General features: G+C 44.3%; 23 protein-coding genes, 1 tRNA gene, 2 riboswitches and 1 other annotated feature. Of the genes, 14 read left to right on the top strand and 10 right to left on the bottom strand.

The window, feature by feature from the left end; all coding sequences use genetic code 11:
* Positions 1–114: 114 nt before the first annotated feature.
* The 3 genes from purB to mnmA form a co-directional block, all read right to left on the bottom strand.
* Positions 115–1,485 carry an adenylosuccinate lyase gene (gene purB, locus ACK5MF_RS11130; RefSeq protein WP_416922198.1) on the bottom strand — a complete coding sequence of 457 codons (1,371 nt, stop codon included), beginning with the start codon at positions 1,483–1,485 and terminating at the stop codon, positions 115–117.
* 150 nt (positions 1,486–1,635) lie between these two features.
* Positions 1,636–2,253 (bottom strand): high frequency lysogenization protein HflD, encoded by a 618-nt coding sequence (gene hflD / locus ACK5MF_RS11125; RefSeq protein ID WP_416922196.1) that lies wholly within the window; start codon positions 2,251–2,253, stop codon positions 1,636–1,638.
* Between the two features lie 11 nt (positions 2,254–2,264).
* Positions 2,265–3,407, bottom strand: a complete 1,143-nt coding sequence (mnmA, locus tag ACK5MF_RS11120) for a tRNA 2-thiouridine(34) synthase MnmA (RefSeq protein ID WP_416922194.1) — start codon at positions 3,405–3,407, stop codon at positions 2,265–2,267.
* Between the two features lie 289 nt (positions 3,408–3,696).
* On the opposite strand from mnmA, the gene ACK5MF_RS11115 reads away from it, so the two are divergent.
* Complete coding sequence (locus tag ACK5MF_RS11115) at positions 3,697–5,001, top strand: inosine/guanosine kinase (RefSeq protein WP_416922192.1); 1,305 nt, start codon at positions 3,697–3,699, stop codon at positions 4,999–5,001.
* A gap of 95 nt (positions 5,002–5,096) precedes the next feature.
* Here the strand turns inward: ACK5MF_RS11115 and ACK5MF_RS11110 are convergent, their stop codons facing one another.
* Complete coding sequence (locus tag ACK5MF_RS11110) at positions 5,097–5,507, bottom strand: H-NS family nucleoid-associated regulatory protein (RefSeq protein ID WP_416922190.1); 411 nt, start codon at positions 5,505–5,507, stop codon at positions 5,097–5,099.
* 412 nt (positions 5,508–5,919) lie between these two features.
* Positions 5,920–6,102: riboswitch (Lysine riboswitch) on the top strand.
* 116 nt (positions 6,103–6,218) lie between these two features.
* Here ACK5MF_RS11110 and ACK5MF_RS11105 point away from each other — a divergent pair.
* The 9 genes from ACK5MF_RS11105 to hisIE all read left to right on the top strand — a co-directional run bounded on the left by ACK5MF_RS11105 (position 6,219) and on the right by hisIE (position 15,345).
* Entirely contained in the window at positions 6,219–7,820 is a 1,602-nt protein-coding gene (locus tag ACK5MF_RS11105; RefSeq protein WP_416922188.1) for a Na+/H+ antiporter NhaC family protein, read from the top strand.
* A 187-nt stretch (positions 7,821–8,007) separates the two neighbouring features.
* Positions 8,008–8,143: a sequence feature (His leader region), on the top strand.
* A 74-nt stretch (positions 8,144–8,217) separates the two neighbouring features.
* Positions 8,218–9,114 (top strand): ATP phosphoribosyltransferase, encoded by an 897-nt coding sequence (gene hisG, locus ACK5MF_RS11100; RefSeq protein WP_416922186.1) that lies wholly within the window; start codon positions 8,218–8,220, stop codon positions 9,112–9,114.
* Positions 9,115–9,119: 5 nt separating this feature from the next.
* Positions 9,120–10,427 (top strand): histidinol dehydrogenase, encoded by a 1,308-nt coding sequence (gene hisD / locus ACK5MF_RS11095; protein ID WP_416922184.1) that lies wholly within the window; start codon positions 9,120–9,122, stop codon positions 10,425–10,427.
* Between the two features lie 5 nt (positions 10,428–10,432).
* Complete coding sequence (gene hisC / locus ACK5MF_RS11090; protein WP_416922182.1) at positions 10,433–11,473, top strand: histidinol-phosphate transaminase; 1,041 nt, start codon at positions 10,433–10,435, stop codon at positions 11,471–11,473.
* Between the two features lie 13 nt (positions 11,474–11,486).
* Positions 11,487–12,560, top strand: a complete 1,074-nt coding sequence (gene hisB / locus ACK5MF_RS11085) for a bifunctional histidinol-phosphatase/imidazoleglycerol-phosphate dehydratase HisB (protein WP_167410473.1) — start codon at positions 11,487–11,489, stop codon at positions 12,558–12,560.
* On the top strand, positions 12,560–13,177 hold the full coding sequence (gene hisH, locus ACK5MF_RS11080) for an imidazole glycerol phosphate synthase subunit HisH (protein WP_102965995.1): 618 nt from the start codon (positions 12,560–12,562) through the stop codon (positions 13,175–13,177). Before hisB ends, hisH begins: the two co-directional genes overlap by 1 nt.
* 67 nt (positions 13,178–13,244) lie before the next feature.
* On the top strand, positions 13,245–13,982 hold the full coding sequence (hisA, locus tag ACK5MF_RS11075) for a 1-(5-phosphoribosyl)-5-[(5-phosphoribosylamino)methylideneamino]imidazole-4-carboxamide isomerase (RefSeq protein ID WP_416922180.1): 738 nt from the start codon (positions 13,245–13,247) through the stop codon (positions 13,980–13,982).
* A complete protein-coding gene (hisF, locus tag ACK5MF_RS11070; RefSeq protein ID WP_416922178.1) occupies positions 13,964–14,737 on the top strand; it encodes an imidazole glycerol phosphate synthase subunit HisF in 774 nt (257 codons plus the stop codon). The genes hisA and hisF overlap by 19 nt, the downstream gene beginning before the upstream one ends.
* Positions 14,734–15,345 carry a bifunctional phosphoribosyl-AMP cyclohydrolase/phosphoribosyl-ATP diphosphatase HisIE gene (hisIE, locus tag ACK5MF_RS11065; protein WP_102941653.1) on the top strand — a complete coding sequence of 204 codons (612 nt, stop codon included), beginning with the start codon at positions 14,734–14,736 and terminating at the stop codon, positions 15,343–15,345. Before hisF ends, hisIE begins: the two co-directional genes overlap by 4 nt.
* A gap of 23 nt (positions 15,346–15,368) precedes the next feature.
* Here hisIE and ACK5MF_RS11060 read toward each other — a convergent pair.
* A tRNA-Lys gene (locus ACK5MF_RS11060) sits at positions 15,369–15,444 on the bottom strand.
* 123 nt (positions 15,445–15,567) lie between these two features.
* Positions 15,568–15,665: riboswitch (TPP riboswitch) on the top strand.
* Between the two features lie 82 nt (positions 15,666–15,747).
* Here ACK5MF_RS11060 and thiD point away from each other — a divergent pair.
* Positions 15,748–16,566, top strand: coding sequence for a bifunctional hydroxymethylpyrimidine kinase/phosphomethylpyrimidine kinase (thiD, locus tag ACK5MF_RS11055; protein WP_416922176.1), 819 nt, complete (start codon positions 15,748–15,750; stop codon positions 16,564–16,566).
* Here thiD and ACK5MF_RS11050 read toward each other — a convergent pair.
* On the bottom strand, positions 16,550–17,263 hold the full coding sequence (locus ACK5MF_RS11050; protein ID WP_416922174.1) for an rRNA large subunit pseudouridine synthase E: 714 nt from the start codon (positions 17,261–17,263) through the stop codon (positions 16,550–16,552). The genes thiD and ACK5MF_RS11050 overlap by 17 nt on opposite strands.
* A 314-nt stretch (positions 17,264–17,577) precedes the next feature.
* On the opposite strand from ACK5MF_RS11050, the gene ACK5MF_RS11045 reads away from it, so the two are divergent.
* Positions 17,578–19,806: an NADP-dependent isocitrate dehydrogenase gene (locus tag ACK5MF_RS11045; RefSeq protein ID WP_416922172.1), complete on the top strand. Its 2,229-nt coding sequence runs from the start codon at positions 17,578–17,580 to the stop codon at positions 19,804–19,806.
* A gap of 159 nt (positions 19,807–19,965) precedes the next feature.
* Here the strand turns inward: ACK5MF_RS11045 and cspD are convergent, their stop codons facing one another.
* Positions 19,966–20,187 (bottom strand): cold shock domain-containing protein CspD, encoded by a 222-nt coding sequence (gene cspD, locus ACK5MF_RS11040; protein ID WP_042481960.1) that lies wholly within the window; start codon positions 20,185–20,187, stop codon positions 19,966–19,968.
* Positions 20,188–20,703: 516 nt separating this feature from the next.
* Between cspD and clpS the strand changes: the two genes are divergently transcribed.
* Positions 20,704–21,024, top strand: a complete 321-nt coding sequence (gene clpS, locus ACK5MF_RS11035) for an ATP-dependent Clp protease adapter ClpS (RefSeq protein ID WP_416922170.1) — start codon at positions 20,704–20,706, stop codon at positions 21,022–21,024.
* A gap of 35 nt (positions 21,025–21,059) precedes the next feature.
* Positions 21,060–23,330, top strand: coding sequence for an ATP-dependent Clp protease ATP-binding subunit ClpA (gene clpA / locus ACK5MF_RS11030; RefSeq protein ID WP_416922168.1), 2,271 nt, complete (start codon positions 21,060–21,062; stop codon positions 23,328–23,330).
* A 125-nt stretch (positions 23,331–23,455) separates the two neighbouring features.
* On the opposite strand, the gene infA is transcribed toward clpA, so the two are convergent.
* The 3 genes from infA to aat all read right to left on the bottom strand — a co-directional run.
* A complete protein-coding gene (infA, locus tag ACK5MF_RS11025; protein ID WP_001040192.1) occupies positions 23,456–23,674 on the bottom strand; it encodes a translation initiation factor IF-1 in 219 nt (72 codons plus the stop codon).
* Positions 23,675–23,755: 81 nt separating this feature from the next.
* Positions 23,756–24,457, bottom strand: coding sequence for an arginyltransferase (locus tag ACK5MF_RS11020; protein ID WP_416922134.1), 702 nt, complete (start codon positions 24,455–24,457; stop codon positions 23,756–23,758).
* 2 nt (positions 24,458–24,459) lie between these two features.
* A partial coding sequence (aat, locus tag ACK5MF_RS11015) for a leucyl/phenylalanyl-tRNA--protein transferase (protein WP_416922132.1) occupies positions 24,460–25,130 on the bottom strand: 671 nt, incomplete at its 5' end.

The raw sequence follows: 25,130 nt of genomic DNA, 5'->3' as shown, positions 1-25,130 counted from the left end.
GTTGGACAACCAATTATTGGGGGTCACTTCAGACCGTGGGAACGAGAACTCTGTCTTTTTGAGCTTAACTGACAGACATTAAGCGCTTGCTTCCCTTTTTTTGTTACATCGAGCTTATAGCTTATCAGTTAGCTCGATCGCTTGACCGATATAGCTTGCCGGTGTCATCTCTCTCAAACGCGCTTTCTCTTCTGCAGGCAGTTCTAGACCATCGATAAAGTTGCGCATTGCTTCGCCGTCTACACGCTTGCCTCGAGTCAGTTCTTTTAGCTTCTCGTAGGGTTTTTCAATGCCGTAACGACGCATCACGGTTTGTACTGGTTCTGCTAGAACTTCCCAGTTCTTATCTAGCTCAGCCAACAGAGCGTCACGGTTCACTTCTAGCTTGCTGATACCTTTCAGAGTCGAGGTGTAGGCAATAATTGCATAACCTACGCCTACGCCTAGGTTGCGCAGTACTGTTGAGTCTGTAAGGTCACGTTGCCAACGAGAGATAGGCAGTTTTTGTGCTAGGTGAGTAAACACAGCATTAGCCAGACCTAAGTTACCTTCTGAGTTTTCGAAGTCGATTGGGTTAACTTTGTGCGGCATGGTTGAAGAGCCGATTTCACCAGCAATGGTTCTTTGCTTGAAATGACCCAGAGCGATATAGCCCCAAACGTCACGATCGAAGTCGATAAGGATGGTGTTGAAACGTGAAACAGCATCAAATAGCTCAGCGATGTAATCGTGAGGTTCGATTTGAGTTGTGTACGGGTTCCAAGTTACACCAAGAGATTCAGTGATGAACTCTTCGCTAAATTTATGCCAGTCCAGTGTTGGGTATGCAGAAAGGTGAGCATTGTAGTTACCAACTGCACCGTTGATTTTCGCAAGAATGTCAACGTTCGCGATCTGCTTGTACTGACGTTCCATACGGTATGCAACGTTCGCCATCTCTTTACCCATGGTTGATGGCGATGCTGGCTGACCATGTGTACGAGATAGAAGAGGGATGTCACGGTATTCAGCCGCTAAACCACGGATGGCATCAATAATGTTACGGATTTCAGGAAGGATAACCGTATCACGTGCTTCTTTAAGCATCAAAGCATGAGATGTGTTATTGATGTCTTCAGAAGTACATGCAAAATGAATGAACTCATTAACTGCGTGAAGTTCAGCAACGCCAGCGACTTTTTCTTTTAAGAAATATTCCACCGCTTTTACGTCGTGGTTAGTCGTGCGTTCGATATCTTTGATACGTTGTGCATCAGCTTCGCTGAAGTTTGCTGCAACGCTATCAAGGAATTGGTTTGCTTCTTCACTGAATGCAGGAACTTCTGCAATCTCAGCTGTTGCTGCAAGCTTCTGTAACCAGCGAATTTCAACGATAGTACGGTATTTAAGTAAGCCAAATTCACTAAAAATACTGCGTAATGCAATAGTTTTACTGCCGTAACGGCCGTCTACTGGTGAAACAGCAGTCAATGCTGACAGTTCCATGATGTTCTCCTGAATGGGTTTCTAAATTTCGTGTGCTTTATACCAGTATCAATGGCAATTGTCACGAATATTGCGCAAACGTTTGCGCGAGGTTTGTTTTATTCGAAAATTTGTAGTCAAAAAATTAGCTCGCAATGTGCGAGCTAACGATTACATTCTGGCCAGTAGAATCTTAGCCTGATCCACCATTTTCTTACGTCCGAAAACAAGGTGGAGACGTCGACCGCCTACCTGACGCCAAAGTACTGCGCAACGAATACCAGATAATAGTAGCGCACGAACTTTTTGTTGGTTAGATGTTTGTTGTAATACTGTTGGAGTACCGGCAACCTGGATGCGAGGACCAATAGGGCTAATCACATCTAGATATACACTCGCCAAGTTGCTGATCATTTGTTCATCTAGCAGATCAAAATGCTCAACTTGACGTTCAATCATTTGAATACGATCGCCCAGTTGAGACATCGCATCTCTGCGGCCTGTAAGTTTGCGTTCCAGAGCCAACAAACTAATAATATATCGAGTGATGGCACTGCCGGCTGGCGTGCTATCAATACCATTGACCAGACATTCAAGGCCGACTTTCAAATCGGCTTCGCGACCAAAAACACTTATAGTGTTACTTGGGTTCGTTGCCAAAATGGCACGCAGTGAAGTTTCAAACGCGTCTGAATCACAGTAACCGTCTTTCGCTACTTTTTGCACTAAGGTGACAGCTTGGCAAATTCCAGCAAACGCGATAGTTCGGTCATAAATTGTGTTAGCCACGTAAATACTCCTTAACAAATACGTTGTTCAATAATGCCGCCACCCAGACATACGTCGCCTTGGTAGAAAACAGCAGACTGTCCTGGGGTAACTGCGACTTGTGGGTCGTCAAACATCACCTTGATATTGTTGTCATCGACGGGGATAACGGTGCAAGGGATGTCAGTTTGACGATAACGTGTCTTCACTGAGCAACGGAATGCCTCTTTAACCGGTGTACGATCAACCCAATGCAGTTGCGATGCCATTAAACCGTAAGACTTCAGTAAAGGATGGTCTGCACCTTGTACTGCGATAAGCACATTACGTTTTTGGTCTTTCTCTGCTACGTACCATGGTTCTTCGTTACCACCGCCGCCTTTTTGACCACCAATATGTAAGCCTTTACGTTGACCTAGTGTGTGGTACATAAGGCCTTGATGTTCACCAATAACTTTACCTTCAGGAGTTTCTATTTTACCCGGCTGAGCAGGTAAATAGCGAGATAAGAAGTCGGTAAATTTGCGCTCACCGATAAAACAGATACCGGTTGAATCTTTTTTCTTCGCAGTGATTAAACCTTGTTCTTCTGCAATACGGCGAACTTCTGGTTTTTCTAATTCACCGACTGGGAATAAACTGCGCGCAACTTGTTCGTGGCTCAGCGTATATAAGAAGTAGCTTTGGTCTTTATTGTTGTCTTTACCACGTAGCATTTGTGGCTTTTCACCGTCTTCTGCCTTTTTATTTTCTACAATAAAGGTGCGACGAACGTAGTGACCCATAGCTATATAGTCTGCATCTAACACTTCATCCGCAAATTCCAAAAATGCTTTGAACTTGATTTCTTTGTTACAAAGAATGTCTGGGTTTGGTGTGCGACCCGCTTTGTATTCCGCTAAGAAATATTCGAACACGTTGTCCCAGTATTCCGCCGCGAAATTAATGGTGTGCAAATGGATACCAAGTTTGTCACAGACTGCCTGAGCATCAGCAAGATCTTCTGCAGCTGTACAATATTCTTCGTTATCATCTTCTTCCCAGTTCTTCATGAAAAGACCTTCTACCTGGTAGCCTTGTTGCTGAAGAAGATATGCTGAAACGGAAGAATCAACGCCACCTGACATGCCTACAATGACTTTCTTTTGGCTGTTTGCGTTGCGGTTATCTGACATGACTTAATACCACTTGATTGACTTGGACGCAGATTCTAACAGAAAGACTTTTTTGAGGACAGATCCGAGACTGCAATCACACTTCTAAATTGGTGTAATTTATTGCTAAGTTCCCAGTATTGATGGGGTGAATGGTAATGTAATCGTTATCCACTATTGTTGCGTAAGAAAAGAGTTGTGAAAAAACTTTTTAGACGTAAACGTTTGCTATGTTTAGTTGAGTTGCTGCCTTATTCGACGCAAGGTAAAATTCCGGCTCTTTTCTTCTCAAGCACCCAAATAAAACGTTATGAAATTTCCTGGCCAACGTAAGTCTAAACATTACTTTCCCGTCAATGCACGTGACCCATTAGTCATCCAAGCACAAGACAATAAGAAATTATCGCGTACACATATTATTGGTATTGATCAGACATTGGTTGATATTGAAGCGAAAGTGGATTCTGAACTTATTGAACGTTTTGGCCTTAGTAAAGGGCATTCATTGGTGATTGACGATCAAACTGCGGAAGATCTGTATGCAGAACTTAAGCGAAATGGATTGATCAAAAATGAATTTGCAGGTGGAACTATTGGCAATACATTGCACAATTATTCGGTACTAGCAGATGACCGTTCTACGCTGCTTGGTGTGATGAGCCAGGATATTAAAATTGGCAGCTACGGTTACCGCTATTTATGTAATACCTCTAGTCGAATGGACCTAAATTATCTGCAAGGTGTTGATGGTGCAATTGGTCGATGTTTTGCTTTAATTACTGAAGATGGTGAGCGTACATTTGCAATTAGTGAAGGGCAAATGAATAGACTGCACCCAGATAGTATCCCTGAAAAAATATTTAAAAATGCATCTGCATTGGTGATCACTGCATATTTGGTTCGCTGTAAAGAAGGTGACCCAATGCCGCAAGCCACAATGCGCGCAATTGAATATGCGAAAAAATATGATGTGCCAGTAGTATTAACACTAGGAACAAAATTTGTTATTCAGGATGATCCTAAATATTGGCAACAATTTTTATCTGATCATGTTGCTGTTGTAGCAATGAATGAAGACGAAGCAGAGGCATTAACCGGTGAAACGGATCCTTTAATGGCATCTGATAAAGCATTAGACTGGATTGATTTAGTTTTATGTACAGCCGGTCCTGTTGGTTTATATATGGCAGGTTATACCGAAGATGAAAGTAAAAGAGAGACTTCGCTACCTTTATTACCGGGTTCAATTCCTGAATTTAATCGCTTTGAATTTAGTCGTCCAGCAACAAAAATTAGTTGCGAAAATCCGACACGAGTTTATTCACATATATCCCCTTATATGGGGGGGCCTGAGAAAATTAAGAACACTAACGGTGCCGGCGATGCTGCATTATCGGCTTTACTGCATGATATGGCAGCAAATAAATACCATAAAGGTAATGTGCCAAACTCAAGTAAACACCAACATAATTTCTTAACCTATTCTTCGTTTTCACAAGTGTGCAAATATGCAAATCGAGTAAGTTATGAAGTGCTGGCTCAGCATTCTCCACGTCTGTCCCGTGGTCTTCCTGAACGTGAAGATAGCTTAGAAGAAGCCTACTGGGAAAGATAAACTCGTTGCTTAAATAACATTTATTCTTTCAATCGGCTTGAATAACATTAATAAAAAAGGCTCCATAATCGGAGCCTTTTTTGCAAACTCGAAAATTAAATTTCGAATTGTTCTAGAGATTTACCTTCATCTAATGCTTTTTGAATTGTTGAAGGTGTACGGCCTTGACCTGTCCAAGTTTTTTCTACGCCATTGTCCATGTATTTATATTTCGCTGGACGAGGTGCGCGTTTGCCTTTTGCTTTTGATTTCGATTTTGTTTCGCCTGCTAGTGCCGACATTAATGCTTGAATATCGATACCTTCGCTGGCAATTTGTTCAGCGATTGCTGCCAATTTTGCTTCTTGTTCCGCTAGAGCTGCTTGCTCTTGTTGTTCAGATTCTCTGCGCTCTTCAACTACGATCGTTAATTTATCAAGCGCTTCTTCAAGTTGCTCTAAAGTTAGATCGCGTGAAAATGCACGTAGACTACGAATATTTAATAGAGTTTTAGTGATTTCCGACATTTCTTAATCCTGTTTAATTAAACAATTAACGGTCTAATAATAAACCGAGTTATTTAGTCTTACAATAAAATTAACGTAATATTAATGCAAATAATTAAAAAAAAACCAATCTAGTAGTAATAAAGGTTGATTGTCTAAACTAAGCCTTATTATTAAGAAGGGAATATAACAAATGCAAAGTAACATTTGAAACCGATATGTATCCAATAATTGTTACGCTATCTTAAAACGGGCGGTTTGCTTTATGAAATAGCATTCATCGGCATTATGAAGTTACTTGAGTATATTAGTTGTAATGAAAAATGAAATTCTGTGTTGCATTGACAGTATTGTTAAGTACAATACGTCACACCTAAAGCGGAGTCTGTTTAATCATCACGCAATATTTAGTTTGCGTAGATAATTGTGCTATCTCCGACGTAGAGGAGCGATATTGAAGAGTATCCAGTATTGGGGTGATGCCAATGAATGCCGGAGAAAGGTCATATCGCCGAAGTTAGTTAGTCCATCAAGCTACTAGCTGGGGTTGTCGTCGAATAGGGGCAACACTGCCATAGTCTATATTGTTGTTAAACTATGGAGCGCTACTGTAGGGTTGGGTGGAGTGTTCACTTCCCTTTCGCTTAGTTCAACATTAATCGCATTGATTTCATTCAATGTGATTTGACTGCAGTAGATCTCTAACCGAAATATTACTGGTTTTTGAAGATCATGAATTTATTAGATTTTGCATCGTCTCCTTTGTCACTAGTCCCAGCATTAGTGGCGTTGAGCCTCGCTATTATTACTCGTCGTGTACTTGTTTCTTTGGGAATGGGTATTGCTCTTGGCGCTTTGTTACTTGCTGATTATTCAGTAGCTGATGCAGTTAGCTATGTCGGCACAAAAGTTAAAAACGTCTTTATCGAAGACGGCGGTCTGAATACTTGGAACATGAGTATCGTTGGCTTCTTACTATTATTAGGCATGATGACGGCGTTATTAACGCTTTCTGGTGGTACTCGTGCCTTCGCTGAATGGGCGCAAATACGGGTTAAAAGCAAACGTGGCTCTAAGTTATTGGCTGCTTTCTTAGGCGTTTTCATTTTCGTTGATGACTACTTTAACAGTTTAGCGGTGGGCTCAATTTCTCGTCCTGTTACCGATCGCTTCTATGTGTCACGTGCTAAATTGGCATACATTCTAGATTCAACTGCGGCACCAATGTGCGTAGTGATGCCTGCTTCGAGTTGGGGTGCATACATAATGACTATCATTAGTGGCATTTTAGTCTCACACGGTATGACGGAATATTCTGCTTTAGGCGCCTATTTGCGTTTAGTACCAATGAACTTTTACGCACTATTTGCTTTGTTGATGGTGTTTGCCGTTGTATGGTTCCAAATGGATATCGGGCAGATGCGTCAACATGAAATCAATGCATCTCAAGGCCAAGGTTTCGACGATGACATGTCTGAGAACGATGAACAAGCACGAGACTTAAATGACGAACTTGATATTCGTGAAAGTGAGAAGGGTAAAGTTTCAGATCTTATCTTCCCAATCGTGTTGCTGATTATCGCAACCGTAGGTTCAATGCTATACACAGGTGGTCAGGCATTGGCAGCGGATGGTAAGGCGTTCGACGTGCTCGGTGCATTTGAAAACACCGATGTTGGTACTTCACTTATTTATGGTGGTTTGGTTGGCTTAGTGGTTGCTTTGTTTACTGTGGTTAAACAAGGTATCGCGATCACTGAAATCGCACGCACACTTTGGATTGGCGCTAAGTCAATGTTTGGTGCGATCTTAATTCTTGTGTTTGCATGGACGATTGGTTCAGTTATCGGCGACATGAAAACAGGCGCGTACTTGTCTTCTTTAGCTCAAGGCAATATTGACCCACACTGGCTGCCAGTTATTTTGTTCCTACTGTCAGGCATTATGGCGTTCTCAACAGGCACGTCATGGGGCACATTCGGCATCATGCTGCCAATCGCAGGTGATATGGCAGGGGCAACTGAAATTGCTCTGATGTTACCTATGCTGAGCGCGGTACTCGCGGGTTCTGTATTTGGTGACCACTGTTCTCCCATTTCAGATACTACCATTCTGTCTTCGACAGGTGCGCGTTGTAATCACATTGACCACGTTTCAACTCAGCTTCCATATGCCTTAGCGGTTGCGGCTGTATCTTGTGTCGGTTTTGTTGTGCTTGGTATGACGCTCTCTGTACTTGCTTCTCTAGCCGCCTCTACGGCAGCGTTCATTGCCGTGTGCTTTGTATTCAACCTGTTAGCGAAATCAAAAATGGTGAGCTGTAAAACAGCTTAATGCTTGATATGGCTAATTATTGAAGGAGGCTTAGGTCTCCTTTTTTGTGCTCGAAAAACGGCACTCAGAAAAAGATGGCAAAAAATGAAATTTTTTGTTGAAAAATGAGACGAGCTTAGATAGTGTTGAAAGCAATCCAGTGAACACATTCGGTGTAATTAAGTATGCGTAATTTTGTCATGAACATTCATCATCACCATCATCCCTAGCAGTCTTTCGGGAGATGTACGCATACCCGGGAGACAGGATTCTCCCGGTGGTTAAATCAAAGTATTTTAAGATTTTAAACCCTTGGGAGACCAATCTCCCAAGGGTTTTTTTACTATCTAGTTTAATTAAAATACTATCTAGTTTAATTAAAATTAAAGATTTCAATATATTACGAAGGGAGAATGTAATGCAAACACAACGCCTAAGAATCGCAGTGCAAAAGAAAGGTCGTTTAAGCGATGAGTGCCAAGACCTACTGAAAAAGTGTGGTGTTAAGTTTAATGTTATGGGTGAACGCTTAGTGGTTCATTCACTAAATATGCCGATTGACCTGCTGCTTGTTCGTGATGACGATATCCCGGGTTTGATCATGGATGGCGTGGTTGACTTAGGTTTCGTGGGTGAGAACGTTTTGGAAGAAACTCGTTATGACCGTATTGCTCTAAACCAGCCAAGTGATTTCGTTGACCTTCGTCGCATGGACTTTGGTGGTTGTCGTCTTTCTATCGCCATTGACAAAGATGTCGAATACAACGGTCCACAAGACCTTCAAGGCAAACGGATTGCAACCACTTATCCGCAACTCCTTAAGGCGTACATGGCTGAACGTAGTATTGATTTCAGTACTTGTATGCTTACGGGTTCGGTGGAAGTCGCTCCTCGCGCCGGCCTTGCTGATGCAATTGCAGATTTAGTTTCCACAGGCGCTACACTTGAAGCCAATGGTCTAAAAGAAGTGGAAGTGATTTTCCAATCGAAAGCGAAGCTGATTCAACGTACCGGTGAGTTTGCTCCAGATAAAGCTGCCTTAATTGACCGCCTTCTTACTCGTATGAACGGCGTGCAACAAGCGAAAGAATCGAAATACATCATGCTGCACGCGCCAGTGGAAAAACTACCTCAAATCACAGCGCTACTTCCAGGCGCAGAAGACCCAACTGTGTTACCACTTTCTGCTGATAAAACTCGCGTAGCGGTACACCTCGTCAGTGCTGAGAATTTGTTCTGGGAAACAATGGAAAAGTTAAAAGCTCTTGGTGCAAGTTCTATTCTTGTATTACCAATTGAAAAGATGATGGAGTAACCCTGATGAGAACGATTGTTTGGCAATCGCTGAGTGAAACTCAGCAAGACTCAGTATTGGAACGTCCTGCTATCGCTGAAGGAGCGAATATCACTGCTGCGGTTGCGGAAGTTATTGCCAAAGTTCGAGCGGAAGGTGACTCTGCTCTGTTAGAACTGACTGAGAAATTCGATAAGTGTAAACCGGATTCAATTCGTGTTTCGGCAGAAGAGATTGACGCGGCATGTGAGCGTCTTGATGACGAAATGAAGCAAGCGTTGGAATTGGCTTACAACAACATCTCTAAATTTCATAAAGCACAAAAAGCAGCACCGATCAAAGTTGAAACTATGCCAGGTGTTGTGTGTGAACAGGTAACACGCGCAATCAACAAAGTAGGTTTGTACATTCCTGGTGGCAGCGCGCCATTACCATCAACGGTATTGATGCTTGGTGTTCCAGCACAAATTGCCGGTTGTCGTAAAGTCGTGTTGTGTTCTCCTCCGCCGATTGCGGATGAAATTCTTTATGTCGCTAAGCTTTGTAAGATCGATGAGGTTTATAACGTTGGTGGCGGCCAAGCAATTGCAGCAATGGCTTACGGTACAGAAAGCGTAGCGAAAGTGGATAAGATTTTTGGCCCAGGCAATGCGTATGTAACGGAAGCAAAACGCCAAGTGAGTAATGATTTCCGTGGCGCAGCGATTGATATGCCAGCAGGTCCATCAGAAGTGTTAGTGATTGCGGATGACACTGCGGACGCGGATTTCATTGCAGCAGACTTACTAAGCCAAGCTGAGCACGGTCCTGATTCACAAGTTGTTTTGGTCACACCTTCACCAGTCGTTGCGGATCAAGTGGCTGATGCGGTTCAAAAGCAGCTTAAGTCGCTATCTCGCGCCGCAACTGCTGAAAAAGCTCTCGCTTCAAGCTTAATCATAATTGCAGAGTCGTTAACTCAGGCTGTTTCAATTTCTAACTACTATGGCCCAGAGCACTTGATTGTTCAGACTAAGAATCCTCGTGAATTAGTGCCGCTGTTAGACAATGCAGGCTCAATTTTCTTGGGCGACTGGTCACCAGAATCAGTGGGTGATTATGCTTCAGGCACTAACCACGTGCTGCCAACCTACGGTTATACCCGCACTTACTCGAGCTTAGGTTTAGCGGATTTTAGCAAGCGTATGACAGTGCAAGAGCTGAGTGCCGATGGTCTGAAATCATTGGCACCAACTGTGGTAAAAATGGCAGACGCGGAAGGTTTAGACGCACACAAACGTGCCGTGACTATTCGTATTGAAAAGCTTGCTATTGAAAAAGGACAGAAGGCGTAATTATCATGGAAAAACTCGCTCGTAAACAGGTTCAGGAACTAACGCCTTATCTCTCTGCTCGCCGCATTGGCGGAAGCGGTGACGTGTGGCTAAACGCTAACGAATCACCATTCAATAATGAATACAAAACCAATTTCGCGCGTTTAAACCGTTATAGCGAATGCCAGCCACCGGAACTCATCAACGCTTATGCCGCATATGCAGGGGTCAAGCCAGAGCAAGTACTAACTTCTCGTGGCGCTGATGAAGGTATTGAACTGTTGGTGCGTGCTTTCTGTGAGCCAAACCAAGATGCGATTTTGTTCTGCCCACCGACTTACGGCATGTACGCAATCAGCGCAGAAACCATTGGTGTTGAACGCAAGAAAGTACCGCTAACCGCAGAATGGCAGTTAGATTTGGCCAATATCGAAGCCAATCTGGAAAACGTAAAGCTGGTATTTGTTTGTAGCCCAAATAACCCAACGGGGAACTTGGTTAAGCGTGAGGACATTGTCACTCTGCTAGAAATGACCAAAGACCGCGCGATTGTCGTAATGGACGAAGCCTACATCGATTTCTGCCCAGAAGCATCTACAGTCGATTTGCTGGCGCAATACCCAAACTTGGCGATTCTACGTACGCTATCTAAAGCGTTTGCTCTCGCAGGGCTACGTTGTGGTTTTACTCTTGCTAATGAAGAGTTGATCAATGTGCTGCTAAAAGTCATCGCACCATACCCAGTGCCAGTGCCAGTGGCTGAAATTGCTACTCAGGCATTGTCTGAAGCTGGTCTTGCACGTGCTAAATACCAAGTGCTGGACCTAAACGCTAATCGTGCATATATGCAAGTGGGTTTGTCTATGGTGAGTGGTGTGCAAGTGTTTGAAGGATGGGGTAACTACTTGTTGGTCAAGTTCCCAAACGGTGACGCTTTGTTCAAAGCCGCATGGGATTCAGGCATTATTTTACGTAACTCACCGATTGAAAATTGTGTGCGCATTAGCGTAGGCAATAGAGAAGAGTGCGAAAAGACGGTCGCGTTTATTCGTAACTACTACCAATAGAAAGGATTCTACCATGAGCACCCAACAGAAAATTCTCTTTATCGACCGTGACGGCACTTTGATTGTTGAGCCTCCGGTGGATTTTCAGGTTGACCGTTTAGACAAACTGAAACTGGAACCTTTTGTTATCCCAAGTTTGTTGACTCTGCAAGACGCGGGTTACCGTTTGGTTATGGTGACTAACCAAGACGGTTTAGGCACAAGCAGCTACCCGCAAGAAGACTTCGATGCGCCACACAATATGATGATGGATATCTTTTCCTCTCAAGGTGTGAAATTTGATGATGTGTTGATTTGTCCTCACTTTGAAAAAGACAACTGCTCTTGCCGTAAGCCTAAATTAGGTATGGTGAAAGAGTACCTTCAAGGCGGCAAAGTTGACTTTAAATCATCGGTTGTCATTGGTGACCGAGTCACGGATCTGCAACTGGCAGAGAACATGGCTATCCGTGGCATTCAGTACAACCCAGAAACCATGAACTGGCCTCAAATTGTCAAAGATCTTACCGTTAAGGCTCGTACTGCAAGTGTGGTTCGTAAGACAAAAGAAACCGATATCAAGGTAGCGGTGAATTTGGATGAAACGGGCGGTAACGAAATCGAAACAGGATTAGGTTTCTTTGACCACATGCTTGATCAAATCGCCACTCACGGTGGATTCCAATTAAAGCTTAAAGTGGATGGTGACCTGCACATCGATGACCACCACACGGTTGAAGATACCGCTTTGGCACTTGGTCAGGCGATTAAAGAAGCCTTAGGCGATAAGCGTGGTATTGGTCGTTTTGGGTTTACTCTGCCAATGGACGAATGTTTAGCGCAATGTGCATTAGACCTGTCAGGTCGCCCTTATTTGAAATTCGACGCTGAGTTCAGCCGCCCAGAAGTAGGCGATTTATCCACTGAAATGGTTTATCACTTCTTCCGCTCACTAACTGACACACTGGCGTGCACTCTGCACTTGTCTTCTACTGGTGAGAATGACCACCACATCATTGAAAGCTTATTTAAGGCGTTTGGTCGTACACTGCGTCAAGCTATTCAAGTACAAGGAAATGAGTTGCCAAGCAGCAAAGGGGTTCTCTAATGGCGAATGAACAAAAAGTTGTCATTATCGATACAGGTTGTGCCAACGTTTCTTCAGTGAAATTCGCCATTGAACGTTTGGGCTACCCAGTGACGATTTCAAAAGACCCAGCAGTGGTTCTTGCTGCGGATAAGCTGTTCTTGCCGGGTGTAGGAACAGCCAGCGAAGCGATGAAGAACCTTGAAGAACGTAACTTAATCGAGCTTGTGGCTAAGGTAGATAAACCGCTACTTGGCATCTGTTTAGGTATGCAGCTGCTAGGCAAATTATCTGAAGAGAAAGGACAGAAAGCGGATGATATCGTTGAATGTCTGGGCTTAGTTGAAGGTGAAGTTCGCTTAATGCAAACCGGTGATTTGCCATTGCCTCACATGGGCTGGAATACCGTTTCGGCTAAAGCTGGCAACCCGCTTTTCAAAGATATTGAAGAGGGTGAGTACTTCTATTTTGTACACAGCTTTGCAATGCCAGTAGGTGATTACACCATCGCACAATGTGACTACGGAAATCCATTTAGCGCAGCGATTCAAAATGGCAACTATTACGGTGTTCAATTCCACCCAGAGCGTTCATCAAAAGCCGGTTCTAAGTTAATCCAGAACTTCCTGGAGCTCTAAAAAATAAACGGAAAAAAATAAACGGAAGCTGTAAGCGATAAAGCGGCAAGTCGAATAAGGAACAGAAATGATTATTCCCGCATTAGATTTAATTGAAGGTCAGGTTGTACGCCTCTATCAGGGCGATTACGGCCAAGTGACAGAATATAAAGTCGACCCAGTAGAACAATTTAATTTATACAACAAAGCTGGCGCTGACTGGCTACACCTAGTGGATTTAACCGGTGCGAAAGACACCTGTGCACGTCAGTTAGACCTGATTGCAAAATTACTGGCAGGTACTCCAGCCAATATTCAAATAGGCGGTGGTGTACGCAGCGAGCAAGACGTGGTTGATCTGCTCGAAGCTGGTGCGCAACGCGTTGTAGTTGGCTCAACCGCTGTTAAGCAACCTGAGCTTGTTAAAGGTTGGATGAGCAAATACGGCGCAGAAAAAATCGTGTTGGCTTTGGATATTAATATCGATGCTGACGGTACTCGCAAAGTGGCGATTTCTGGCTGGCAGGAAGATTCAGGTGTCACCATCGAAGCACTGATTGAAGACTACTTAACCGTCGGTTTGAAACATGTACTCTGTACCGACATTTCCCGTGACGGAACGCTAGCTGGTTCTAACGTTGAGCTGTATGTAGACCTCTGCAAACAATACCCACAGGTTCAGTTCCAATCTTCCGGTGGCATCGGCAGTTTAGCGGATATTGAAGCATTGAAAGGCAGTGGTGTTGCAGGTGTGATTGTTGGTCGTGCTCTGCTTGATGGCAAATTCACCACAGAGGAGGCGTTCGCATGTTGGCAAAACGTATAATCCCGTGTTTGGACGTTCGTGACGGACAGGTTGTGAAAGGCGTGCAGTTCCGCAATCACGAAATCATCGGAGACATTGTTCCGCTAGCCAAACGTTATGCGGAAGAGGGCGCTGATGAGTTGGTGTTTTACGATATCACCGCATCCAGTGATGGTCGTGTGGTGGATAAAAGCTGGGTTGCGCGAGTTGCAGAGGTAATTGACATTCCTTTCTGTGTCGCTGGTGGTATTAAATCAGCTGAAGATGCGGCCCGTATTCTTGAGTTCGGAGCGGACAAAGTTTCGATTAACTCGCCAGCATTAGCCAATCCTCAGCTAATCACGGATTTAGCGGATAAGTTTGGTGTGCAATGTATCGTTGTCGGCATCGATTCCTACTTTGATAAAGAGACGAGTAAATATCAGGTTTACCAGTTTACAGGCGATGAAGCGCGGACTAAAGCGACCAAGTGGCAAACCAAAGATTGGGTTCAGGAAGTACAAAAACGTGGCGCGGGCGAAATCGTATTGAACATGATGAACCAAGACGGCGTGCGAAACGGTTACGACCTCGAGCAACTGAATATGGTTCGCTCCGTATGCCATGTTCCACTAATTGCTTCTGGCGGTGCCGGCGCAATGGAGCACTTCGCCGATGCGTTCAAATTAGCGAATGTGGATGGTGCGTTAGCTGCATCAGTGTTCCACAAACAAATCATCAATATTGGTGAACTCAAGCAATATTTAAAACAACAAGCGGTTGAGGTGAGACTATGAGCCTAGCGGAACGAATTAATTGGGAAAAGGTTGATGGTCTTGTTCCTGCAATAGTGCAGGACTTTGGTTCAAGCCAAGTGCTCATGATGGGCTACATGAACCAAGAAGCACTAGCGAAAACGTTGGAAACAGAACAAGTCACTTTCTATTCGCGCACCAAGCAGCGCCTATGGACCAAAGGTGAAACCTCTGGCAACGTGTTGCAATTGAAAAATATTGCTTTGGACTGCGATCAAGACACCTTGCTGGTGAAAGTGAATCCGATTGGTCCAACGTGCCACACTGGCACAACAACTTGTTGGGACGGTGATGCACAAGAGGAGTCACAAATGGTGTGGCTTCATCAACTTGAGCAGCTATTGGCTGCCCGCAAGAGTGCCGACCCTGAATCCTCTTACACCGCTAGCCTTTATGCGCGTGGCACCAAACGCATCTCGCAGAAAGTGGGCGAAGAGGGTGTCGAAGTTGCGCTTGCGGCGACGTCGGGCGATAAGGCGGAATTAGTTTGTGAGTCTGCGGACTTGATTTATCACTTGCTTGTCTTGCTTCAAGACCAAGGTCTGTCGATGAGTGATGTGATTAATAAGCTCAAAGAGCGTCATAAGTAGCTGCTGTAAGATAGAGAACAGTTTGGTAGGCCGTGCGGGGCTCGAACCCGCGACCGATTGATTAAGAGTCAACTACTCTACCAACTGAGTTAACGGCCTACTTGTTCTCACAGTGTAATTCTACTCAACAATTTTACTTAACAAAGTATAGACACTATTACGTAACTTATTCTCTGCACTCGTAATAAATTGCATCACTGACAAAATAATTGTTATTCTGTCCGCCATTAGTCGGGGAGCCATAAGGCTGAGATCGCACTGCGAGACCCGTTGAACCTGATTCAGTTAATACTGACGTAGGGAACTAATCCAATCATCGCGATTGAATTTCTCGTTTTGCCGTCTATCTCTGATGCGCTTTCGAGAGACTGTTCCTGTATGTCATACCCTAAAGGAGCAGTTATGCATAAATCCAGTTCAATTCCTGTCGTTCTTACTATTGCTGGCTCAGATAGCGGCGGCGGCGCGGGCATTCAAGCCGATATTAAAGCCATTTCTGCTACAGGCGGTTATGCGGCTTCGGTGATCACCGCGATTACCTCTCAAAATACATTGGGTGTGTTTGATATCTTGCCCATTCCTCTACCTCACATTGAAAGTCAGTTAGATGCAGTATTCCAAGATCTCAACATTGTCGCGGTAAAAATTGGCATGCTGGCGGATGCCGATATCATCAATTTGGTGGCTGATAAGTTGGAACAATATCGACCAAAATACATTGTGTTGGATACCGTGATGGTGGCAACCAGTGGCGATTTATTGCTAAAAGAAACGGCGATAGGCAGCTTGAAAGATCGCTTGTTGCCTCTCGCAAGCATTATTACGCCCAATCTACCAGAAGCCGCAGCGCTCACAGGGCTCGCTGAGCCGAAAAACGCTGACCAAATTGAGCAGATGGTTGCTGCAATGCGTCAGTTAAGTACTTCCTCTGTATTGCTCAAAGGCGGGCATTTAGAGGCGTCTGATGAGAGTGATGACTTGTTGATTACCCAAAATGAAACACACAGATTAAGCACTGCGAGAATTCGCACTCCCAATACTCATGGGACGGGGTGCACCTTGTCTTCAGCCATTGCTTCGTTTTTGGCTCAAGGAGAAGATATGCTCTCAGCAGTCAGTCATGCCAAACAATACATTACCCAAGCGATAGGAGATGCTGATTTGCTTGAAGTGGGACAGGGCCGAGGCCCCGTCGATCATTTCTTTATGCTTCATCAATAGAGATTCCTTTCCACTCGCCAGGCTGAAGGTCGCCCAACTCAATATTACCCATTGAGTAGCGAACCAAACGAAGAGTAGGGAAGCCAATGTGTGCGGTCATCCGCCTTACTTGACGGTTACGACCTTCAATGATGGTAATCGCAAGCCAAGTGGTTGGAATGGCTGCGCGAAAGCGTACTGGAGGATGTCGCTCCCAAAGCTGAGGCTCATCCATTATCTCCACTTTTGCTGGCAGCGTTGGTCCATCTTTTAGGGTTACGCCATTTCTAAGTTTTTCTAAATCTGCCTCAGAAGGGGATCCTTCAACTTGTACCCAATAAGTTTTAGGCGATTTGGATTCCGGTTGGGTGAGCTTTGCTTGCAAAATCCCATCGTTGGTTAATACCATCAAGCCTTCACTGTCTCGGTCAAGTCTGCCTGCCGCATACACATCCTTTACCGCAATGAAATCGGCTAATGTTTTTCGACCTTCGCCATCGGTAAACTGGCTCAAGGTGTCATAAGGTTTATTAAAAACAATTACTTTACGATCTTCTGGACTCACTTTGGGTTTTTGTAGCGCAGATTTATGTGTTCGCTGTTGATTTGCAGGGCGAGCAGCGGTCGGACGATTGCTATGTTTAAAACGTGGCTTCTTTGAGTGAGCACTTGTCGGATGAGAAGCATTAGCAGGACTTCTACGCGAGCTGGATGACATGTTAACTACCTTGCAAAAATGTAAATGAAGTGTATTTGAAAGTTTTCTAAAACTCGCTTTTGCGCTATCATTTGCGCGCCCAGAAATAGGATAAGCGACAAGATGATAGACTATTATCCTAATTTTGTTTAATTATAACGATCTTCACTCAAGGACTGCATCGAGGACTCATTAGGGTTGTCCACACCTGGAAGTTATTCGAACACAAAAGGAAAGAGTGAGGCTATCGAGCCCAAGTTTGAGATGTTTCTCGCTTGAGCCGTACATTCACACAACACAGACCAATGTGTTGTTAGAACAAATAGGGAAAGTTCATGCCAACAGATAAACCTACAATTATTTATACAATTACTGACGAAGCCCCAGCACTTGCTACATATTCACTGCTGCCAATTATCCAATCATTTACAGCATCGTCGGGCATTGAAATTGACACCCGTGACATTTCGTTAGCGGGACGTATTCTTGCTAATTTCCCAGAGCATTTGAAACAAGATCAACGCGTTGGTGATGCTCTGACCGAGCTTGGTGAACTTGCACAAACTCCTGAAGCGAACATCATCAAACTGCCAAACATCTCGGCGTCTGTTCCTCAGCTAAAGGCCGCAATCAAAGAACTTCAAGACAAAGGATTTGCACTGCCGAATTATCCAGAAGAGCCTGCGACTTATGAAGAAGAAGCGATTAAAGCGACTTACGACAAAATCAAAGGTAGTGCGGTAAACCCTGTACTGCGTGAAGGCAACTCTGACCGTCGTGCTCCCGCATCAGTGAAAAACTATGCCAAGAAGAACCCACACTCAATGGGTGCTTGGTCAGCAGATTCTAAATCCCATGTCGCTAGTATGAGTGACAAAGATTTCTTTGGTAGTGAAAAATCAGTCACTGTTGAAGGTGCAACACAAGTTTCTATCCAGTTCGTCGCTAAAGACGGTTCAAGCAAAGAATTGAAAAAGCCTTTCGCGCTGAAAGATAAAGAAGTTATCGATGCTAGCGTGCTAAACAAGAATGCATTAGTTAAGTTTTTCGAAAAAGAATTCGCTGACGCAAAAGAGCAAGGCGTTCTACTTTCTCTGCATATGAAAGCAACCATGATGAAAGTCTCTGACCCAGTTATTTTTGGTCATGCAGTTAAAGTTTATTACAAAGAAGTCTTCGACAAATATGGTGAAGTATTTGACAAGTTGGGCGTTGATGTAAACAACGGCTTAGGTGACGTTTACGCCAAAATTCAAGCATTACCAGCAGCACAACGTGAAGAAATTGAAGCTGCTCTACAAGCGGTTTATGCCACTCAACCGTCGCTAGCTATGGTTGATTCAGACCGTGGTATCACTAACCTGCATGTACCAAGCGACATTATCGTTGACGCTTCTATGCCAGCGATGATTCGTTCATCTGGTCAAATGTGGGGCCCTGACGGTAAACAAAAAGATACCAAAGCAGTGATCCCGGACCGTTGCTACGCAGGTGTTTATCAGGCAGTGATCGAGTTCTGTAAAGAGCATGGCGCGTTTGATCCAACGACCATGGGCAGCGTACCAAACGTGGGTCTAATGGCGCAAAAAGCAGAAGAATACGGTTCACACGATAAAACCTTCATCCTGGATGCGGACGGTGTAGTACGCGTTGTTGATGCAGCAGGTACAGTACTTCTTGAGCAACAAGTTGAAGCTGGCGACATCTTCCGTATGTGTCAGGTTAAAGATGCTCCAATCCAAGACTGGGTTAAGCTTGCGGTAAACCGTGCGCGTGCAACCAAGACTCCGGCTGTGTTCTGGCTAGACGAAGCTCGTGCACACGATGCTGAGCTGATTAAGAAAGTGAAGCAGTATCTGCCTGAGCACGATACTGCTGGTCTGGAGATCAAGATCCTTTCACCTGTAGATGCAACCCTATACTCGCTAGCGCGTATCAAAGAAGGTAAAGACACCATTTCTGTAACAGGTAACGTACTACGTGACTACCTAACAGACTTGTTCCCAATTCTTGAACTAGGTACATCAGCGAAGATGCTTTCAATCGTTCCACTAATGAATGGTGGTGGTCTGTTTGAAACGGGTGCCGGTGGTTCAGCGCCTAAGCATGTTCAACAAGTTCAAAAAGAGAACCATCTACGTTGGGACTCTTTGGGTGAGTTCTTGGCTCTTGCGGCTTCGCTAGAGCATCTAAGCGTGGTAACAGGTAATGTGAAAGCGCAAGTATTGGCTGATGCGTTAGATAAAGCGACAGGTAAATTCCTAGACCTTAACAAATCGCCATCACGTAAAGTGGGTGAACTAGATAACCGTGGCAGCCATTACTACCTAGCGGCGTACTGGGCTGAAGCATTAGCTGCACAAACTCAGGATGCAGATCTTGCGGCTGAGTTTACTCCAGTCGCTGAGCAGTTATTGTCTAACGAAGAGAAAATTGTGGCTGAGCTGAATGGTGCTCAAGGCGTTACGGGTGATTTAGGTGGTTACTATGCATTAAACGATGCGGTGGTTTCTAATCTAATGCGCCCAAGTGCAACGCTGAACAGCATAGTAGAGCGAACATAAGTAGTAGACCGTACATAATAGTCACTGCGTTTCTAGTTTCTAATAAAACGAAAACACAAAACCCGCCAAGGCGGGTTTTTCATATCTATCAATTAATAAATCTTCATCTTTTAATCAACCATAAGGTCAGTTATTAGTAATGATTTATTTGGCAGCGAACTATTTAGATTGTTGCCCTTCAATAGGTACGACACTACTAGCGTGGTAACCTTTAGGTCCTTGTTCAACTTCATACGCTACTTGCTGTCCCGCTTTCAATGTGCGGTAGCCATCCATCTGGATAGTAGAATAATGAGCAAAAATGTCTCCATCTTCGCCTTCCGGACAGATGAATCCGAATCCTTTGGCGTTATTGAACCATTTTACTGTACCTGTAGCCATGCTATACGTCCCTCATGCATTTTGTTACTGATGTTGTTACGGAGAAATTCACTCTAATATCCGTTATCAGAAAATCTGATGGTGATCACTCCTATTCGTGAATATCAATTCAGCCGCTGCCAAATTTTTAGTCACTATTTGACCAATGTAGTCAATGATTGAGCACAGTCAATAGGATAATGGTATAAAAATGCGTACTTTTATAAGCAAATCACTTTTGAGATTGTCCTATGCTATTTGATATCACTCGTGCGACAAATATTGGTCCCATTTATGGTTGGATTTATTTTAGACTTTAGTCCCAATAGTGTTACAGAAAGGTGACGCGTTGTTGAACGTTTAGAATAAACTCGATTGTGAATAGCAATGTTTTATTTGCAGCGATACAATTGCTGCATTAGTCTCTAAGTAAGGATTGTTTTTCACCTTCACTGACAGCACGTTAGGTTATCAAAAAGTGATGACATTTTAAGAGAAGAGACATGTTTAAGAGAAACACTCCTAAATACGGCCATCATGAGTAAAAACTTCGAATGGGTAACTCCAGGCTCAGATCTACTGGAGCAAGAGAAAACAGCAACAAAACCACCGCCGATGTATAACGTTATACTCAATAATGACGATTACACGCCGATGGATTTTGTGATAGAAATCCTTGAACGCTTCTTCTCTATGGACATAGAAAAAGCGACACAGGTGATGCTCAGAGTTCATTATGAAGGGAAAGCAATTTGTGGCACGTTTACTGCTGAAGTTGCAGAGACGAAAGTCGCTCAAGTGACAATGTACGCACGGGAAAACGAGCATCCACTGCTTTGTACGATGGAAAAAGCGTAACACTAGCAGACGTGGTTGTTCTTTAAGGAGGCCTTATGCTTAATAAAGAACTAGAGTCTAGTCTAAACGGCGCGTTCGCTCGAGCGCGAGACAAAAGACATGAATTCATGACCGTCGAGCACCTCCTACTTGCATTGTTGGAAAACGATGCAGCGAAGGAAGCATTATTGGCCTGTCAGGCAGACATTGACGTATTACGTCGAGAGCTTGATGTATTTATTGATCAGACAACCCCCCTCATCCCAGACAATGACGAAACACGTGAGACTCAGCCAACACTTAGTTTCCAGCGTGTGCTGCAACGTGCAGTGTTCCATGTTCAATCTTCCGGTCGTAGTGAGGTCACCGGTGCAAACGTGCTGGTTGCCATTTTCAGCGAGCAGGAATCCCACGCAGCTTATCTATTGAAAAAGAACGACATTAGTCGTTTGGATATCGTTAACTACATTTCTCACGGAATTACCAAAACATCAAGTGGCTCGGGTGAGGATTCGTCTTCGGATTCATTCGGTACCGATAGCTCAGATGATTCATCCGCAGATGAAAGACTAGAAAGTTTTGCGACAAATTTGAACCAATTGGCTGGTCAAGGACAGATTGACCCGCTGATTGGCCGTGACAAGGAACTTGAACGTACCATTCAAGTGCTGTGTCGTCGCCGAAAAAACAACCCGCTATTAGTCGGTGAGGCTGGTGTTGGTAAAACGGCTATTGCAGAAGGCTTAGCTTGGCGAATCGTGGAAGGCCAGGTACCTGAAGTGATTCAGAGCAGTGTAATTTACTCATTGGATATCGGTTCATTATTGGCGGGTACCAAGTACCGTGGTGATTTCGAGAAGCGTTTTAAAACTATTCTCAAACAGCTAGAAAAAGAGAAAGATGCGATTCTCTTTATCGATGAAATTCATACCATCATCGGTGCAGGGGCTGCATCTGGTGGTCAGGTGGATGCAGCGAACTTGATTAAGCCTCTGCTAAGTAGCGGTAAATTACGTTGTATCGGCTCAACCACTTATCAGGAATACAGTAACATTTTTGAGAAGGAACGAGCACTGTCTCGTCGATTCCAAAAAATTGATGTTGTAGAGCCGTCTTTGGATGACACCACTAAAATTTTGATGGGTTTGAAACCAAAATACGAAGCTCACCACGATGTGCGTTATACCAATAAAGCTCTGCGTGCAGCAGTAGAATTGTCAGCTAAATACATCAACGAACGTCACTTACCTGACAAAGCGATTGACGTTATTGACGAAGCGGGAGCGCGTGTTCGTTTGATGCCAGCAAGCAAACGTAAGAAAACCGTCGGTGTGGCGGAGATCGAGTCTATGGTTGCAAAAATGGCTCGTATTCCAGAGAAATCTGTTTCGTCATCTGACAAGGATATTCTGAAAAATCTTGATAAGAAAATGAAGATGTTGGTGTTCGGACAAGACAATGCTATCGATGTATTGACGGAATCCATCAAACTGACTCGTGCGGGACTAGGCGCCGATAATCGACCTGTAGGTTCATTCTTATTTGCCGGTCCTACGGGAGTGGGTAAAACAGAAGTTACAGTGCAGCTTTCTAAGCTATTAGGTATCGAACTACTGCGTTTTGATATGTCTGAGTATGGTGAGCGTCACTCGGTAAGCCGTTTGATTGGTGCTCCTCCGGGCTATGTGGGCTATGACCAAGGTGGCTTGCTAACGGATGCGGTGATTAAGAACCCACATTCTGTTGTACTTCTTGATGAAATTGAAAAAGCACACCCTGATATCTTTAACTTACTATTGCAAGTGATGGATAACGGTACGCTTACTGATAACAATGGTCGTAAAGCAGATTTCCGTAACATCATCTTAGTGATGACGACGAATGCGGGTGTGGCGGAAACAGTGAAGAAATCCATTGGTTTGATTCAACAAGATCATAGTCATGACGCCATGGCAGCAATTAAGAAAGTGTTTACACCGGAATTCCGTAACCGTTTAGATCACACCATCTGGTTTAACAGCTTGGATGAAAGTGTCATTCACCAAGTGGTTGATAAATTCATTGTTGAACTACAAGTTCAGTTGGATGCACGTGGTGTATCGCTGGAAGTTTCAGAAGGTGCTCGCCACTGGTTGGCTATGAAAGGCTATGACCGCGAAATGGGTGCACGTCCAATGGGACGTGTGATTCAAGAGCAGTTGAAGAAACCTCTGGCTAATGAACTATTGTTTGGCGCATTGGTTGACGGTGGTACAGTGAAAGTGGCTCTGAACGATGACCATCTCACGTTTGATTACTTAGGTGCTAAAGAAGAAGTGCTGCATTAAGCCTTGAAATCATTCAACATCAAACATAAAAGCGCATCGAAAGATGCGCTTTTTTATATCCTTTAGAACAACAACAAAAAACGGAGCATTTTGCTCCGTTTTTTGTTGTATTCGAAAATCAGAGATTAACGAGCACGGAAGACGATGCGGCCTTTCGATAGATCGTATGGAGTCATCTCAACAGTAACTTTGTCACCCGTTAGAATACGAATGTAGTTTTTACGCATTTTACCTGAGATGTGAGCCGTTACTACGTGACCGTTTTCAAGCTCAACACGGAACATTGTGTTTGGAAGAGTATCAAGGACAGTGCCTTGCATCTCAATTACGTCTTCTTTAGCCATTTAATCCTCTTTAGAAATTAGGCAAAAATTAACGGCCGCATTCTGCCGTTAATCAATCAATATGTAAAGTTGGGGCGTATTCTACCCTTGCCAACGCTGATTTACTAGCCTTTGATGAGGCTGGAAGCGCACTTTGTAGTTCATGGCAGGACATTCATCGATTTGATATCCCAAATAAAGCCATTGTTTACCCATTTGTCGACAAAGCTCCAGTTGGGTCAGCACACCGAGTGTGCCCAGCGAGAGTGGGTGGTCCGGGTCAAAGAAGGTGTAAAATGCACTGGCGCTGTGGGGAAGCAAATCGGTAATCGCGATCGCAACCAAGGTATCATGATGATAAATATGCAAATAGCGTGTATCGAGCCACTCAGAATGTGCGAACTTATCAAACTCGTCTTTGCGCGGTGGGTACATGGTGCCGTTGCGATGGCGCGCTTTAATATAACGTGAATAGAGCGCGAACCAGCTTTTGTCCATATCGTCCTTGAGTTCCCAACTAAACTCGCTGTGCGTTTTAGCGAGCAATCGTTTCTGACTTTTGGATGGTACAAAATCTGCCACAGAAACCCGCAGAGCTTCGCAGGCACTGCAGGTATCACAATGGGGCTTGTAAATCGTATCTCCGCTGCGGCGAAAACCGTTGGCCAGCAGAGTTTCATAATTTTCTGGCGATTGCATCTGAGTGTCGATAGCGACCGCGACGCGCTCCATACGGTCTTTGAGGTAGCTGCACGGATGGTTGTTGGTGAGACCAATACGAATATGCTGCAGATCGGAACTCATACTTACTCCTCAGCAGATGCTTCAACCGGGCAAGTCAGCCATTGAGGTTGAAAACAACTTTCTGTTACACGCTGTTCTTTTAAAGATAGCAATGATTGCATGAATTTGTCGCGGGATAATTCCTTAGCGCCCAATGATTTAAGGTGCGGGTTCATCACCTGGCAATCAATCAACTGACCTTGATGAACGTTGAAATGATGGCAGAAATACCACAATGCAATTTTTGATGCGTTGGTTGCAAGGCTGAACATCGACTCGCCACAAAATAATCGGCCTACTTCAATGCCATACAACCCACCAATTAAGGCGTGGTGGTGCCACACTTCCACCGAATGACACTTTCCTGCACGGGCAAGCTGAGTGTAGGCGTGACGCATTTCTTCATTCAGCCAGGTCTCTTCCGGAGAACGTACCGCTGCGCACATATCGATGACATCAGCGGTCGCGTGATTAATACTGACAGTGTACTGGTGTTTGCGTTGAAACTTTTTCACACTTTTTGCCGGAATGAAGGTCTTAGGATCAAACACAGCGCGTGGCGAAGGGCTCCACCATAGAATAGGCTCATCAGGACCATACCAAGGAAAAATGCCGCTTTGGTAGCCTTGGTAAATCCGTTCGGGATTGAGATCTCCCCCAAACGCCAGCAGACCATTAGGTTCTTTCAGCGCAG

The organism is Vibrio sp., assembly GCF_047973365.1.
Lineage (GTDB): Bacteria > Pseudomonadota > Gammaproteobacteria > Enterobacterales > Vibrionaceae > Vibrio.
The sequence above is the reverse complement of the archived record's forward strand: the minus strand, read 5'-3'. Positions and strand labels throughout refer to the sequence as shown.

Bases quoted from the DNA above. Each gene is read 5' to 3' on its own strand.
- ACK5MF_RS11045 (WP_416922172.1), top strand. From the start codon at position 17,578: ATGCCAACAGATAAACCTACAATTATTTATACAATTACTGACGAAGCC.
- hisC (WP_416922182.1), top strand. From the start codon at position 10,433: ATGGAAAAACTCGCTCGTAAACAGGTTCAGGAACTAACGCCTTATCTC.
- mnmA (WP_416922194.1), bottom strand. From the start codon at position 3,407: ATGTCAGATAACCGCAACGCAAACAGCCAAAAGAAAGTCATTGTAGGC.
- infA (WP_001040192.1), bottom strand. From the start codon at position 23,674: ATGGCTAAAGAAGACGTAATTGAGATGCAAGGCACTGTCCTTGATACT.
- hisIE (WP_102941653.1), top strand. From the start codon at position 14,734: ATGAGCCTAGCGGAACGAATTAATTGGGAAAAGGTTGATGGTCTTGTT.
- hisH (WP_102965995.1), top strand. From the start codon at position 12,560: ATGGCGAATGAACAAAAAGTTGTCATTATCGATACAGGTTGTGCCAAC.
- hisF (WP_416922178.1), top strand. From the start codon at position 13,964: ATGTTGGCAAAACGTATAATCCCGTGTTTGGACGTTCGTGACGGACAG.
- hisA (WP_416922180.1), top strand. From the start codon at position 13,245: ATGATTATTCCCGCATTAGATTTAATTGAAGGTCAGGTTGTACGCCTC.
- clpS (WP_416922170.1), top strand. From the start codon at position 20,704: ATGAGTAAAAACTTCGAATGGGTAACTCCAGGCTCAGATCTACTGGAG.
- ACK5MF_RS11110 (WP_416922190.1), bottom strand. From the start codon at position 5,507: ATGTCGGAAATCACTAAAACTCTATTAAATATTCGTAGTCTACGTGCA.
- cspD (WP_042481960.1), bottom strand. From the start codon at position 20,187: ATGGCTACAGGTACAGTAAAATGGTTCAATAACGCCAAAGGATTCGGA.
- hisB (WP_167410473.1), top strand. From the start codon at position 11,487: ATGAGCACCCAACAGAAAATTCTCTTTATCGACCGTGACGGCACTTTG.
- ACK5MF_RS11115 (WP_416922192.1), top strand. From the start codon at position 3,697: ATGAAATTTCCTGGCCAACGTAAGTCTAAACATTACTTTCCCGTCAAT.
- ACK5MF_RS11050 (WP_416922174.1), bottom strand. From the start codon at position 17,263: ATGTCATCCAGCTCGCGTAGAAGTCCTGCTAATGCTTCTCATCCGACA.
- clpA (WP_416922168.1), top strand. From the start codon at position 21,060: ATGCTTAATAAAGAACTAGAGTCTAGTCTAAACGGCGCGTTCGCTCGA.
- purB (WP_416922198.1), bottom strand. From the start codon at position 1,485: ATGGAACTGTCAGCATTGACTGCTGTTTCACCAGTAGACGGCCGTTAC.
- hisD (WP_416922184.1), top strand. From the start codon at position 9,120: ATGAGAACGATTGTTTGGCAATCGCTGAGTGAAACTCAGCAAGACTCA.
- thiD (WP_416922176.1), top strand. From the start codon at position 15,748: ATGCATAAATCCAGTTCAATTCCTGTCGTTCTTACTATTGCTGGCTCA.
- ACK5MF_RS11105 (WP_416922188.1), top strand. From the start codon at position 6,219: ATGAATTTATTAGATTTTGCATCGTCTCCTTTGTCACTAGTCCCAGCA.
- hisG (WP_416922186.1), top strand. From the start codon at position 8,218: ATGCAAACACAACGCCTAAGAATCGCAGTGCAAAAGAAAGGTCGTTTA.
- ACK5MF_RS11020 (WP_416922134.1), bottom strand. From the start codon at position 24,457: ATGAGTTCCGATCTGCAGCATATTCGTATTGGTCTCACCAACAACCAT.